Genomic DNA, 16,398 nt, shown 5'->3' with positions numbered 1-16,398 from the left:
AACTGTTATGAACAGCTAAGTAATTAAGAAATATAGCAAAATTAAAGTATGACAGTAAGATGATGGATGATTTAGAAGACCTTAACGATAATCAAGACATAGCAATTATAGGAATATCTGGACGTTATTCAGGAGCTGATGATATTGAACAGTTTTGGCAGAATGTTCGGGATGGAGTTGAATCAATATGTCTTTTTTCAGAACAAGAATTGCTCAACTCTGGGATCGAACAAGAGTTACTGAATAACTCTAACTACGTCAGGACTGGTAGTTTGATCTCAAACATAGATATGTTTGATGCTAGTTTCTTTGGCTATACTCCTAAACAAGCTGAAGAGATAGACCCGCAACAAAGGCTATTCCTCGAATGTGCTTGGGAAGTAATAGAGAGGGGTGGTTATAACCCGGATACCTATCAAGGTTCTATCGGGGTTTATGCTGGCATTACCATGAGCAGCTATTTCTGGAACAACGTTAATCCTTGTTTTGACTTTTCTTACCTCAATAGTAGTTCTTTTCAACAATTGCTGGCTAATGACAAAGATTACTTAGCAACTCGTGTTGCTTACAACCTGAATCTAACTGGACCGGCTATCACCGTTCAAACTGCTTGTTCCACTTCATTAGTAGCTGTTCATCTAGCTTGCCAAAGTTTGCTCAATGGGGAATGCGACATGGCTCTTGCTGGTGGTGTCACCATCCGTGTGCCTCAAGAAGTGGGATATTTGTATCAAGACGGGATGATTCTCTCCCCAGATGGTCATTGCCGAGCCTTTGATGCCAAAGCTGAGGGTACAAGGTATGGTAATGGTCTCGGAGTTGTACTACTCAAGGGACTCGAAGATGCCATTGCAGACAAAGATTATATCTATGCAGTAATTAAGGGTTCAGCCATTAATAACGATGGCTCTTTGAAAGTCGGCTACACCGCACCTAGTGTAGTAGGTCAAGCAGCAGTTATTTCAGAAGCTCAGGCTGTGGCTGGTGTGGAAGCAGAGACGATCACATATGTAGAAGCTCATGGCACAGGGACAAAACTCGGAGATCCGATTGAAATTGAAGCTCTGACCAAGGTTTTTCAGCAGAGCACTCAAAAACAAGGCTTTTGTGCTATTGGTTCAGTAAAAACTAATGTTGGGCATTTAGACGCAGCAGCAGGAGTAACGGGACTGATTAAAGCTACTTTGGCTCTCAATCACAAATTAATTCCCCCTAGCCTGAACTTTGAACAACCCAATCCCAAAATTGATTTTGTAAATAGTCCCTTTTTCGTCAATACCCAATTGTCAGAATGGCAAAGCAATGGCACGCCTCGCCGAGCTGGAGTTAGTTCTTTTGCAGTGGGAGGAACTAACGCCCATGTCATTCTCGAAGAAGCCCCAAAACAATTTAAAAACCAAGATATATATCAGCGTCCCTTACATTTATTAACCCTTTCAGCTCAAACTAAAGAAGCACTCGAAGAATTGGTTAGTCGTTATCAAAATTATCTAGAAACTAACCGAAAAATAGAACTAGCAGATATTTGTTATACAGCCAATAGTGGACGAGTCCACTTCAACCATCGCCTTGCTATTATTGCCGCTGATCGACAACAATTAGCAACAAAACTCAGTAACCGAAGTGCTGGGGAAGAAGTAGTTGGGGTGTTTCAAAAAGAATTTTGTACCAGCAGTAATGTTCCTCAAGTAGCTTTCCTGTTCACTGGTCAAGGTTCCCAATATCTGAATATGGGACGGCAACTATACGAAACTCAGCCAACTTTTCGTCAAGCTTTGGAGGAATGTGACGAAATTCTGAGTTCGCTACTAGACCAATCTCTTTTAGCAGTTCTCTATCATCAAACAACGGATGAGTCTGGTTCATCGCTACTAGACCAAACAGCTTATACTCAACCCGCCCTATTTGCTATCGAATATGCCCTCTTCAAGCTCTGGCAATCCTGGGGCATTGAACCAAATGTGGTCATGGGTCACAGTGTAGGTGAATATGTCGCAGCAACGGTAGCAGGGGTTTTCAGTTTAGAAGATGGTTTGAGATTAATTGCCAAGCGAGGGCAGTTGATGCAACAATTGCCATCTGTCGGTGAGATGGTATCGGTCATGGCATCAGAGTCGAAGGTGCAAGCAGCGATCGCAGACTACACAGAGAAATTGGGGTTAGCTCAGTCTAATGTAGGTATTGCAGCCATCAACGGACCAGAAAGTGTTGTGATTTCCGGAGCGAGTGCTGCGGTTAAAGCAATTAGTAGCCGCCTGGAATCGGAGGGAGTGAAAATCAAACGACTACAGGTATCTCACGCCTTCCATTCACCTTTAATGACACCAATCTTGGCAAAGTTTGAAGCAGTAGCTCAACAAGTGAGCTACCATGAGCCTCAAATTCCAATCATATCCAATGTCACAGGAGAACAAGCTACCTGTGACATTAGTACACCGGATTACTGGGTAAATCATATCTGCCAGCCAGTGCAGTTTTTCCAAAGTATGGAAACCTTGTACCAAGAAGGCTATGAAGTTTTCTTAGAAATTGGACCAAAACCAATTTTGTTAGGTATGGGAAGGCAGTGTTTACCAGAAGAGGTAGGTGTCTGGTTGCCATCTCTGCGACCAGGGATGGAAGACTGGCAACAGATGCTTTTCAGTTTAGGACAATTGTATCTACAGGGAGCTGAAGTGGATTGGTTGGGAGTCGATCAAGATTATGGCTTTCAGAAAGTAGTATTGCCAACCTATCCATTCCAAAGACAACGTTATTGGATTGAACGGAGTCAAGGCAGAGGTGAAGACAAAGCCAAGCAAAATTTATCTGTTTCAACCTCATCTCCTGTAACTGAGCTATTAGATCGAGGAGACTATAAACAGTTGACAGCAATGTTAACAGGAAACGGCTCCTTGACAGCAGTTGAAGTCGTGCAGCAACTGATTCACCACCATCAACAATCACTAACACAAGCAGCTCTCAAGGATTGTTTGTACCATATAGAGTGGCAGCTCAAGCCTTCAACTCTAACTCCAGAAACCCCTTCCCAGAATGGTCAATGGCTGATTATCGGAGGTGAGGCAACTGTCGCACAGAAGTTAGCAAAGCAGCTTGAGCAAAAACAGCAGAGTTGCTATGTTGTCCAGCAATTCCCTCAAAACTATTCACAACTGTTGCACCAGGTTCAACAAGAAACTGAGCTGCCCTTGGTAGGGATTGTGTATTTGACCAGTGAGGAAGTCCCTTCTCAGATAAATATGACTTCTTCTCAAAGCTTGCTGGGACTACTACAAACCTTACTGCAAGACGACTCTTCAAATCCTGTAAAAGTTTGGGTAGTTACAGCAGGAGCAGTAGCTAAGGGAGAGCATTCTATCTCTGTAGCTCAGACTCCTCTATGGGGTCTGGGGAAGGTAGTGTCACTCGAACACCCTGAGTTGTGGGGAGGATTAATTGACCTAGAACCAGGTAAAACTGCTGAAAATCACCTGGAATTCCTTTTAAGGGAGCTGCTCAACCGTGATGCGGAAGACCAGGTAGTCTACCGTGGGGGTGAACGTTATGTACCCAGATTAGTGCCCAGTTCAGTTCCTACCTCGAAAATATTCAAAGTAGAGCCGACAGGAAGCTATCTGATCACAGGTGGATTGGGATACTTGGGATTGAAAGTAGCCGATTGGCTGGTTAAACAGGGTGTCCGCCATCTGATCCTACTTAGTCGTAGTGGTCTGACAAAGGAAACTCAACCCGCTGTGGAAGCACTGCAACAGACTGGGACTTATGTCAAAGTCCTGGCAGTAGATGTGGCGGATCTAACCGATATGGAGCGAGTGTGGAAGCAGCTTCAAGCTGAGGAGAAACCTCTCAAAGGGATTATTCATGCAGCAGGAGTAGGAAGATTAGATACTCTCGAAGAGTTAACACCGGAAAAATGGGAGGCAGTGCTGCGTCCTAAAGTACAGGGTGGATGGAATCTACATCAACTATCTCGGAATGAGAATCTGGATTTCTTTGTCTGTTTCTCGTCCATTGCCTCAGTTTGGGGCTCCCGAGGTCAGACCCATTATGCCGCAGCTAATCAGTTCCTAGATGGGTTGGTGCACTATCGTCATTCTTTAGGCTTACCAGGATTAGCAATCAATTGGGGAGCCTGGGCAGGGGGTGGCATGACCACAAATGAGGCTCAGAGATGGCTAGCTCAAATTGGAGTAGAAGCACTCTCACCGGAGTTAGCTATTTCTGCATTGGAGCACCTAATATCTACTAGCCAAGTTCAAGTGACGGTTAGTCGCAATGACTGGTATCGCTTCAAAACCATGTATGCCGTTAAACGTCCGCGTCCATTCTTAGATCTCATAGCTGTTATTCCTGAAGATATTGAAGATAAGACCAATCTAGCTCCTAGTTTGCTACAAAAGTTGGAAGCTGTAACCGAAACTCAGAGAAGGGAACTGCTGCGACAAGCACTACAAGAGGAAGTTGCTCGAGTTTTAGGTTTACCCATCACAAACAAACCAGGTTCAGAAGTCGGATTTTTTGAGATGGGCATGGACTCACTGACCGCTGTAGACTTAAGGGATCGACTGAGCAAGCTTTTGGGAGTAAATTTATCTTCAACCTTGACCTTTGATTTTCCCAATATTGAAAAGTTGGAGAAATACCTAATCAACCAGCACCTTGTCAAAGTTGGTCTTTTTCAGACTGAGATTGAGCAAGATCAAGAAGAAGATGATTCACTGGAAGCTAAACTTCTAGACGAGATTAAGCAATCATCCAATCAAGAGCTTGAAAGCTCAATTGATAAAATATTGGAATCGATAATCAATTAAACAAAGTTATGTTGAATAAATTTACTAAAAAAGAGCAAATATTGAGTGAAAAAGAGCAGATTAAGCAACTGTCTCCTTTGCAGCGAGCTGCATTAGCTCTGAAAAAATTAGAGACTAAGCTGAATAATACTTTGCACGAACCAATTGCCATCATTGGCATGAGTTGTCGGTTTCCTGGTGGAGCCTCTAGTCCAGAGAAATTCTGGCAGTTGTTGCAAGGGGGGAGCAGTGCGCGATCGCAAATCCCAAGACAGAGATGGAATATTGAAGCCTATTACGACCCTGACCCAGATGCTCCGGGTAAGATGCTCACATGTCACGGCCACTTTGTGGACAATGTTGACCAATTCGATCCAGAATTTTTCGGCATTTCCCCTCGTGAAGCAACGGCAATGGATCCCCAACACCGCCTACTGCTGGAGGTGAGTTGGGAGGCATTAGAGCAAGGTGGGCAAGTGTTAGAGCGCTTGGAGGAAGCTGCTGTTGGGGTCTTTATCGGCAATGATGGTCGTGACTACGAACAATTGCTCCAGCAGCATTTGCAACAGGAGCCAGAGAGTCCATTAGTCACCTATGCAGGAACAGGTAATGCTTTATCCAATGCAGCTGGTCGTTTAGCTTACACCTTTGGTTTTACCGGACCTACAGTCACAATTGACACCGCTTGCTCCTCATCTCTGGTAGCCATTCATCAAGCCTGTAATAGTTTACGACTCGGAGAATGCCAGATGGCTCTGGCGGGAGGAGTGAAATTACATTTAACCCCAAACTCCTATATTGATGCCTCCAAAGCTAGAATGATTTGCGCCGATGGTCAGTGTAAGACTTTTGATATTTCAGCAGATGGTTTTGGACGGGGTGAGGGCTGTGGTATGGTGCTGCTCAAACGTCTGAGTGATGCACAGGCTGATGGAGACCAGATTTTAGCAGTGATTCGGGGTAGTGCAGTCAATCAGGATGGACCAAGCAGTGGGTTAACAGTGCCCAATGGACAGTCGCAACAAAGATTAATCAAGCAAGCTCTAGCTCAAGCAAAGGTTAAGCCTTCTGAGATTAGTTATTTGGAGGCTCATGGAACCGGGACTTCCTTGGGAGACCCCATAGAGGTAAATGCAGTGGTGGCCGTGTTGGGAGAGGATCGCTCTCCAGAATCTCCTTTGTGGATGGCTTCAGTAAAGACGAACATTGGTCATTTAGAAGCAGCTGCGGGAGTATCTGGACTAATTAAGGTGGTGTTATCGTTACAGCATCGACTCCTGCCAGCCCACCTAAACTTGCACCAACCTAATCCCAAGATTGACTGGCAGCCTTGGCTACAAGTACCAAAGCAACTGACACCATGGGAAGTATCAGGTCATCGGTTGGCAGGGGTAAGTTCCTTTGGATTCACTGGGACTAATGCCCATGTAGTGATTGAGGAAGCACCAGCTTCACGCAAAAGCCCTCAGGTAGAGAGGGAAAGACCATTGCAAGTATTGGCGTTATCTGCCAAAAACCAAGAGGCATTGCTGCAACTAGTCCAAAACTACAGTCAGCATCTGGAGTGCTATCCAGAGCAAGATCTAGTAGATATATGCTTCACTGCTAACACTGGAAGGTTGTCATACATTCATCGCTTGAGTCTAGTGGCGGCGACAACCGTCGAGGTGCAAGAAAAACTAAGGGCTTTCGGCACAGGGGAAGAGGTAACTGGGCTCGTGAGTGGGGTTGTCAGTGGCGGTGAGTCCCCCAAAGTGGCAATGTTATTCACTGGTCAGGGTTCTCAGTATGTGGGTATGGGCAGACAACTGTATGAAACTCAACCGACTTTCAGAAAGGCTCTAGAACAATGTGCAGAAATTTTGCAACCCTACCTGAACAGACATTTACTGGAAGTTCTCTATTCAGTAGAAGCAGAGGAATCTATCCTGGCACAGACGGCTTATACCCAACCTGCTTTGTTTGCCCTAGAATACGCCTTATTCCAACTCTGGCAATCCTGGGGCATTAAACCAGATGTAGTCATGGGTCACAGTGTTGGAGAATATGTAGCAGCAACGGTAGCAGGAGTTTGGAGTTTAGAAGATGGTTTGAAACTAATTGCTGCTAGAGGAAGGTTAATGCAACAGTTGCCCTCTGGTGGTGAGATGGTTTCAGTTATGGCTTCAGAATCGAAAATTCGAGAAACATTGAAAGTAATGGATCTCGGAGAGAAAGTAACTATTGCAGCAATAAATGGGCCTCAAAGTATAGTAATTTCTGGAGAGTCGGAAGCCGTAAGAGCGATCGCTACTAACCTAGAATCGGAGACAATCAAAACCAAGCAACTACAACTATCCCATGCTTTCCATTCACCATTAATGGAACCGATGTTGGTGGAGTGGGAAGCTCTAGCCAATCAAATCTCCTACAATCAACCCAAAATTCCAATCATATCTAACGTTACAGGAACAACAGCAGATAGTAGCATTACTACCGCCCAATATTGGGTAAATCATGTACGTCAACCGGTAAGGTTTGCCCAAAGTATGGAAGCTTTAGACAAACTTGGCTCTGAAGTATTCCTAGAAGTCGGACCGAAACCAGTACTATTAGGCATGGGAAGGCAATGTCTACCAGAAGGGGTCGGTGTGTGGTTGCCATCATTGCGTCCGGGAGTAGATGCATGGCAACAAATGCTCTTGAGCTTAGGACAGTTATATGTAAAGGGAGTCAAAGTAGATTGGTTAGGATTTGACCGAGATTATGCTCGTCAGAAAGTCACGTTACCCACTTATCCCTTCCAGCGAGAACGCTACTGGGTGGAAACTCCCAAGCCTGTTGTTCTATCAAGTCAACAGCTACATCCATTGTTGGGGAACAAGTTGGAGTTAGCATCTACGGGGCAGACAATCTACCACCAGGACATCAACTTGAACAATCATCCGTGGATTGGTGATCACCGTGTCTATGACACCCCAGTGATTCCGGGTGTGAGCTATATAGCTATGACCCTAGCCGCAGTTGGAGTGCCAGCAGCAGTTGAGGATATTAACTTCCAGCAACCACTCTTCCTTGCCGAGTCCAACACCATAAGGGAAACGCAGTTAATGGTTCATCCAGCCAATGATGTGAACCAAAAATCTGTAGAAGTCTTCAGTCGGGATGCTGCCAAGCAGGACGAATGGCGACAGCATGCGAGTATGACCGTTTCAGAGAATCCGCCACCACCCCTTACTTTGAGTGTAGATATCCCTGCCCTATGTGAGCAGTTGCGACCACTGGACACCGAGACCCTCACGGAAATCTATGCCAGTATATCGCTGGTTTACGGTCCAATGTTGCAGGCTGTTCGACAGGCGTGGATCAGTGAAGAGACTAGCCTGCTAGAAATTGAAGTCCCGAAGGCACTAGCATTCCAGTTGGCTGGAGAACCGATCCATCCGGTGCTGATTGATGCTTGCACACGCCTAACACCAGATCTCTTCGAGTTCAGTTCTGACTCAGGTGTGTTTTGGGCTCCTTGGCGGGTAAAGGATATGACGCTTTTGCATCCAACACCGCGTCGCTTTTATGCTTATGTAGAGGAACCATCTCGCATCAACGAGCAATTGCAAACACGTTCCTATGACATCCACTTGCTGGATGAAACAGGTCAGGCGTTCGGTCGCATGGACGGTTTCACGGTCAAGCGAGCCCCAAGTCAGCTATTTCTAAAGAGTTTACAGCCAGATGTGAGTAATTGGCTTTATCAGCTACAGTGGCAACCCTCAGAGATTAGGGAAACAGTACCCTTGGCTACATCGGTTATGTGGTTGTTGTTTGTACCTGAGGGAGTTTGGGCAAAACAACTGACAAGCTCCTTGGCTAAACTTGAGCAACAGTGTGTAATAGTCTCCCCAGGAAATGATTTCCGGTGTCTGAGCGAGTATCACTACCAAGTTTGTCCTACCCAAAAGGAATCTTTCCAACAATTGTTGCAGAAGATAGTTGAGAAAGGGGTTACTCTGCAAGGTGTGGTTCACTTGTGGAGTTTGTTAAGTGACTCACAACAGTTGAATCAAGCCCAAGAACTTGTCTGTGGAAGTACACTGCACTTAATCCAAGCTCTAACCGAAGTGCTTGCTTCTCAATTGCCCCCTCTGTGGTTGGTAACTCAAGGAGCTCAATGTATAGCAGCTCAAACTACCATAAATGTGCAGCAATCCCCTTTGTGGGGTCTGGGTAGGGTGATTGCGTTGGAGCATCCGGAGTTGAAATGCCACCGTGTAGACTTGGATCCGAACCATGCCAGCATTGCTGAAGGGGTAGAAATGCTACTGCAAGAGTTGTTTGCTCCTGATGCTGAAGACCAAGTAGCCTATCGACAAGGAGAACGCCATGTCGCGAGACTGGAACGTTTTGTCCCCCAAGCTTCCGAAGAGTACCCTCAACAACTCCGGCTGAGAGCTTACGGCACTTTAGACAATCTCGTACTTCAACCTCAGCAGCGCCGACAGCCTGAAAGGGGAGAAGTGGAGATTCAAGTTAGGGCAGTTGGTCTCAACTTCCGCGATGTTCTCACTGCTTTAGGCATGATGCAGGAATATACTCAACATCTATTTGACAGTGCCGAGCAAGTAGTCTTTGGTGGGGAATGTGCTGGTGTGGTGGTAGCTGTGGGATCTGATGTTGAGCATTTACAAGTAGGTGATGAGGTTGTATTGGCTTTAGCCATAGGGTGTCTGGCTCACTATATGACAATTCCAGCTGAGTTAGCACTACCTAAGCCCCAAAACCTAAGTTTTGAAGCAGCAGCCACTTTGCCTACAGCTTTTATCACAGCTCACTACGGATTGAACTATTTAGCTAACCTACAACCGGGAGAACGAGTGTTGATTCATTCCGCTGCCGGGGGAGTTGGACAGGCTGCGGTTCAGTTAGCTCAACGTAGGGGAGCCGAAGTCTTTGCGACAGCCAGTCTTCCCAAATGGAAGTTTTTGCAGCAGCAGGGGGTAGAGCAAATCATGGATTCCCGGACTCTGGAGTTTGCTGAGCAAGTAAAAGCAGCTACTGAGGATCTGGGAGTGGATGTGGTGCTCAACAGCTTCAATGAAGAATACATTCCCTATAGCTTTCAAACTTTAGCTCATGGAGGTCGATTTATTGAGATTGGTAAAATCAATATTTGGTCACAGAGCAAAGCAAAAGAACACCGTCCGGATGCCAAGTATGAGGTTTTTGACCTGGTGGAGATGGTACGAGAGCAGCCTGAGCTAATAGCGCAGCTATGGAGCGAACTAGGGACAGAGTTGAGGACGGGGCAATTGCAACCTCTACCACATCAAGTGTTTGAGTTAGGACAGGTGCAGGAAGCTTTCCGATATCTCCAACAAGCAAAACATATAGGGAAGGTTGTGGTTGCTATTCCCCCATTGAAAGAACAAAAGAAGGTAGAGATACAAGCACAGGGTAGCTACTTGGTGACAGGAGGATTAGGTGCTTTGGGATTAGAGGTCTCAAAGTGGCTAGCGGACAAGGGAGCTCGTCACTTGGTATTGATGGGACGCAGTTCTCCTTCAGCTGAAGCACAAACAGCCATCGCACAGTTGGAGGATCTGGGGGTAAAGGTGAGTGTTCAGCTTGCTGATGTTTCTTGCTCTGAGCAAGTATCTCAGATAATGCAGAGAATTGAAGGGGAGTTGCCTAGCTTGCGAGGAGTGATTCATGCCGCCGGGGTGTTGGATGACGGGGTACTGCAAAATATGAGTTGGCAGCAGTTCGTAAAAGTAATGCTGCCAAAAGTAGAAGGTACTTGGCATTTGCATCAACTAACCAAAGATCTACCTTTAGATTTCTTTGTTTGTTTTTCCTCCATGTCTTCTCTGCTGGGAAATCCCGGTCAAGGAAATTATGCCGCTGCTAATGAGTTTATGGATGCAATAGCTCATTATCGTCGCGGTATGGGATTACCAGGATTGAGTATTAATTGGGGAGCCTGGGCATCATCAGGGATGGCAGCTAGTTTAGCAGGTCAGCATCAGCAACGGCTGGAGAGCAGTGGCATCAGTGCCATAGAACCTCAACAAGGGATGCAGGCATTAGGGTCATTGTTATCAGAGTCTCCCAGCCAAGTTGGGGTGTTGCCCATTAATTGGTCAAAGTTTGTCAGTCAACTACCAAGTGGACAAAAGATACCATTCTTGGAGGCATTGATTTCCATTGAGCCATCATTAACCCAAAAGTCAGCATTTAAAGCACAACTAGAAGCAGCAGCTATTTCAGAACGTCAGGAGTTATTAACAATTCACATTCGCTCAGCGATCGCCAAAGCATTAGGTTGGAGGGATGGCCAAAAAATAGGAATGCGCCAACCTTTGTTTGATTTAGGATTAGATTCTTTGATGGCAGTAGAATTAAAAAATCGCTTGGAGTCAAGCTTAGAAACCAACTTAAGTTCAACATTGTTATTTGATTATCCGACTGTAGAAGTACTGGTAGAGTATTTGGCCAACGATGTCATCCCCATAGAATTCTCTTCCAACCTAGATGAAATCCCAAATGTAGAACAAGAGACAATAGATAGCGCATCTCGTTTTCAGGAAATGTCTGAAGATGATATGGCCAACCTACTAGCTAAAAAATTAGAATCTCTGGAGGGGAAGAAAAGCTAATGAAAAAAAGTCAAAGTAGCCGCACTATAGACTACAAAGCATTAATGGAAAATGCTTTTCTCCAGATAGAAACTTTGCAGTCTAAATTAGAAGCTTTTGAAAATCAAGAAAAGGAACCCATCGCGATCATTGGTATGGGCTGTCGCTTCCCTGGTGGAGTAGATTCTCCTGAAGCTTTCTGGCAGCTACTCAATGATGGAGTAGATGCGATCGCGGAAGTACCTAAAAATAGATGGAACATTGATGAATACTATGATCCAGACCCAGACGCTCCCGGCAAAATTGCTACTCGCGACGGTGGTTTTCTTTCGGGAATAGATCGCTTCGATGCCCCATTTTTCGGGATTTCTCCCCGAGAAGCTCACAGCTTAGACCCTCAACAACGCTTGTTGCTCGAAGTGAGTTGGGAAGCTATCGAAAGAGCTAACATTGTCCCGGAGAAATTGTTTAATAGCCTCACGGGAGTATTTATTGGGATCGGTAGTAACGATTACTTAAATCAGCTGGCAACCTCGGAAATACCAGAAGCTTATTGGGGTACAGGTAATGTACCCAGTGCCGCTACAGGTCGTTTATCATACATCTTGGGACTCACTGGACCGAATTTAGCAGTAGACACTGCTTGCTCTTCCTCTTTGGTATCAGTGCATCTGGCTTGTCAGAGTTTGCGACAGCGAGAATGCAATCTAGCTCTAGCAGGAGGTGTGAATCTAATTCTATCTCCCAAGTTTAGTATTGTTTTCTCTCAGGCAAAAATGTTATCTCCTGATGGTAGGTGCAAGACTTTTGATGCTTCTGCCAATGGTTATGTGCGTGGTGAAGGATGCGGAGTGATTGTTTTAAAGCGACTTTCTGACGCATTAGCCAATGGAGATCATATTTTGGCAGTAATTCGCGGCACGGCAGTCAATCAAGATGGACCGAGTGGTGGCTTGACAGTACCTAATGGTCCGTCTCAAGTAGCTGTTATCCGTCAAGCATTGGCAAATGGAGAAGTAGACCCAGCTAGTATTAGTTATATTGAAGCTCATGGTACTGGAACTTCTCTAGGAGACCCCATTGAAGTTGGAGCTTTAGGAAAGGTATTCGGCAAAACCCACTCTATTGAAAAACCTGTAATCATTGGTTCAGCTAAAACTAACATTGGTCACTTAGAGGTAGCAGCAGGAATTGCAGGATTGATGAAAGTAGTTCTACAACTGCAACAGGAAAAAATAGCACCATCACTGCATTTTAATCAGCCTAACTCTTATATTAATTGGTCACAATTACCTCTACAAGTTCCCGCTCAACTGACCCCTTGGCAAACTAATGGTAACAGTCGCATCGCGGGAGTGAGTTCCTTTGGTTTTAGTGGCACAAATGCTCATGTGATCTTAGAAGAAGCCACAACAGAAGGCAACAGTTCATCGGTAAAAGTACGGGAGAATGGCTATTCTTCCGTGCCAGAAGATGACTTAGAACGTTCAGTTCATTTGTTAACTATCTCAGCCAAAACTCAAACGGCTCTTAGTGATTTACTCAGTAATTATCAAAATTATATAAAAATTCATCCCGAATTAGGAATAGGCGATATCTGCTATACAGCTAACACAGGACGTACCCACTTCAACCACAGACTAGCAGTTGTCACTTCTAACCCACAAGAATTAGTTGACAAACTCCGACAGCACCAAGAGGAAGAAGAAGTAGCTGGAATCTACTCACGAGAACTGCCAAATAACACCACAGTAGCCAAAATCGCTTTCCTCTTCACAGGGCAAGGTTCTCAATATATCAACATGGGCAGGCAGTTGTATCAACAAGCACCAACTTTCCGTGAAGCGATTAACCAATGTGAAGAAATTCTCAGTAACCTAGAAACGTTTCAGGACAATTCCCTACAAGAAATACTCTATCCAGCAGATGACTCATCGGATTCCTCCCTACTGAATCAAACAGCCTATACTCAACCTGCTTTATTTGCCATAGAATATGCCCTATTTAAACTCTGGCAATCGTGGGGGATTAAACCAGATGTCGTTATGGGTCATAGTGTAGGAGAATATGTTGCGGCAACTGTAGCAGGAGTATGGAGTTTAGAAGATGGTTTGAGACTAATTGCCGCTAGAGGCTCTTTGATGCAGAAATTACCTGCTGGTGGCGAGATGATTTCAATTATGGCATCAGAGTTGAAAGTTCTAGAGACTTTGAAAGGGATGTCCCGGTCAGAAAAAGTAGCCATAGCAGCCATCAATGGACCCGAAAGCACAGTAATTTCTGGCGAAGCAGAAGCAGTAAGAGCGATCGCAACTCACTTAGAATCCCTTGGTATCAAAACCAAACAACTACAAGTGTCTCACGCTTTCCATTCTCCTCTGATGGAACCAATGTTGGCAGAATTTGAAGCAGTAGCCAAAGAAACGAGCTATAGTCAGCCTCGGATACCTCTAATATCAAATATTACTGGTCAACAGGTGGATTTGGAAATTACCACTGCCGAATATTGGGTAAATCATGTGTGCCAACCAGTGCGGTTTGCCCAGAGTATGAAAACTCTGCATCAGGAAGGATATGAGTTATTCCTAGAAATCGGACCTAAACCAATATTATTAGGAATGGGGCGTCAATGTTTACCAGAAGAAGTGGGTGTCTGGTTACCATCATTGCGTCCGGGAGTAGAAGAATGGCAACAGATGCTCTCTAGTTTGGGACAGTTATATGTACAGGGAGCCAAAGTAGATTGGTCAGGATTTGACCAAGACTATAACCGTGAGAAAGTAATATTGCCAACATATCCCTTCCAACGACAACACTACTGGGTAGAAACAAAAGATAATGGATATCAAAGCAATGCTTCTTTTGCAGAGAAAGATACTAATACTGAGATCGTCAACCTCCTCAGTAAAGGAGAAATTGACACCTTAGCACAACAACTGGAAAAAGCAGCAAACTTTTCACCAGAACAGCTTAAACTTTTACCGAAAATCTTAGAACTACTAACTAAGCAACATCAGCAACAATTAGCAGCAGCAAGGATTAAAGATTGGTTCTATCAACTTCAGTGGCAACCTTTACCTGAAATTTCCCTAAAAAACGGCATTCAAGTGAGTCATTGGTTGATTTTTGCCGACAATACGGGGGTAGCAGAGAAATTAGCCCAAAAATTACAACAGCAAGGACATAAATGTAGCTTAGTTTATCGAGCAGATAAATATCAACAACTAGCAACAGGAAGATATCAACTCAATCCCTCTGCTCCTGAAGAATTTGGACAACTTTATGAAGCCATTATAGAAACCAGTCAACTGCCCTTATCAAGGGTAATCCATTTGTGGAGCTTAGATGCTCCAGTTACGGAACATTTAACCCTAAACACCTTAGAGCAGACTCAACTGTGGGGGTGTGCTAGTGTATTGCACCTGCTACAAAGTGTGCTCAAAACTACCAATGTTCCTCAATTATGGCTAGTCACCAGGGGCGCTCAGTCAGTATTATCGAACATGGAAAAACTAACAGTAGCTGCCTCACCCTTGTGGGGATTAGGTAGAGTCGTGTCTCTAGAACATCCGCAGCTTTGGGGGGGATTAGTAGATTTAGACCCGCAAACATCAGAAGAGGATGTAGAAAAGCTGTTGCAATTACTAGTAAACAACTCAGAAGAAGACTATCTAGCTTTACGAGAAGGAAAAACCTATGTAGCCCGTTTGGTTCAGCAATCTCTTCAGGCATCTGTTGAAGCACTATCCTTAGCATCTGATGCCACTTACTTAATTACAGGAGGACTCGGAGCTTTAGGGTTACATACAGCACAATGGCTAGTAGAAAAGGGCGCTCGACATCTGGTGTTGACTGGACGTAGTGCTCCATCAAAAAAAGTACAAGAAATCATAGAAAAGTTAGAACAAGCAGGAGCTAAAGTTAAGGTTTTGTTAGGAGATATTTCTCTTGAACAAGATGTTGCCCAAATTATTGAACAGATTCAGACATCTTTACCTATACTAAAAGGTATTATTCATGCCGCCGGAATACTTGATGACGCAACCCTGCAACAGATGAGTTGGGAGAATTTTGCCAAAGTAATGGCACCAAAGGTAGGAGGAACTTGGCATTTACATCAATTTACCCAAGAGCTACCGTTAGATTTCTTTGTCTGCTTCTCTTCAATAGCTTCCTTAATCGGTTCACCAGGTCAAGGAAATTATGCTGCTGCCAATGCCTTTATGGATGCTTTGGCTAACTATCGTCGAAGTAGAGGATTGTCTGGATTAACTATTAACTGGGGTCCTTGGGCGTCTGGAGGAATGGCGAATAATTTAGCGGCTCAGCATCAAAATCGCATCCATACCAGTGGAGTTAATGATATTGCCCCCGAACAAGGAATGTCTGCCTTGGAGCAACTGTTAGCCAATCAAACTCTAACTGGACAAATTGGTGTAATATCTGTAGAGTGGTCATTATTGGCACAACAGTGGAGTAATCTAAATAAAAGTTCATTACTACAGGAACTATTACACCAAGATGAATTACAGCAACAAGATATTCTGAAGCAGAAGCTAGAACGAGAAATTTTAGATCAATTAGATAAGGCATCAGCAGGCGAAGGTAAGGAAATTCTAAAGGAACACATTCGAGGGCAAGTAGCCAAGGTATTAGGCTTAAGTTCATCTCAATTACCAGAAATCAATTTGGGCTTTATGGAAATGGGGATGGACTCTTTGACAACAGTGGAATTAAAGAATCGATTACAAGCTCAACTAGGGATTACCTTACCTGGGACAGTAGCGATGGAATATCCCACAATTGACAAACTATCTCGGTATATATTTGAAGAAGTCATGGGATGGAAATCAGTAGCAGATTCCGAGAGGAATTTACCTGAACGAAAAGAGGTAGATGTAGATGAGCAGATTTTGCAAGTTATCGAAGATATCTCAGAAGAGGAATTTGAAGCACTAGCAGCTCAACAATTAGAAAAAATTAATAGTATGCTTTGA

Annotated in this window: 3 protein-coding genes; all 3 read left to right on the top strand. The window is 44.5% G+C overall.

The window, feature by feature from the left end:
• The first annotated feature begins 59 nt into the window (after nucleotides 1–59).
• The 3 genes from BJP34_RS29085 to BJP34_RS29075 are packed head-to-tail and all read left to right on the top strand — an operon-like array spanning nucleotide 60 to nucleotide 16,398.
• Nucleotides 60–4,811: a type I polyketide synthase gene (locus BJP34_RS29085; protein WP_083305403.1), complete on the top strand. Its 4,752-nt coding sequence runs from the start codon at nucleotides 60–62 to the stop codon at nucleotides 4,809–4,811.
• An 8-nt stretch (nucleotides 4,812–4,819) separates the two neighbouring features.
• On the top strand, nucleotides 4,820–11,422 hold the full coding sequence (locus tag BJP34_RS29080; protein ID WP_083305402.1) for a type I polyketide synthase: 6,603 nt from the start codon (nucleotides 4,820–4,822) through the stop codon (nucleotides 11,420–11,422).
• On the top strand, nucleotides 11,422–16,398 hold the full coding sequence (locus BJP34_RS29075) for a type I polyketide synthase (protein ID WP_070395348.1): 4,977 nt from the start codon (nucleotides 11,422–11,424) through the stop codon (nucleotides 16,396–16,398). Before BJP34_RS29080 ends, BJP34_RS29075 begins: the two co-directional genes overlap by 1 nt.

It is taken from the genome of Moorena producens PAL-8-15-08-1 (assembly GCF_001767235.1).
Lineage (GTDB): Bacteria > Cyanobacteriota > Cyanobacteriia > Cyanobacteriales > Coleofasciculaceae > Moorena > Moorena producens_A.
This window is presented reverse-complemented; position numbering and strand designations above follow the sequence as displayed.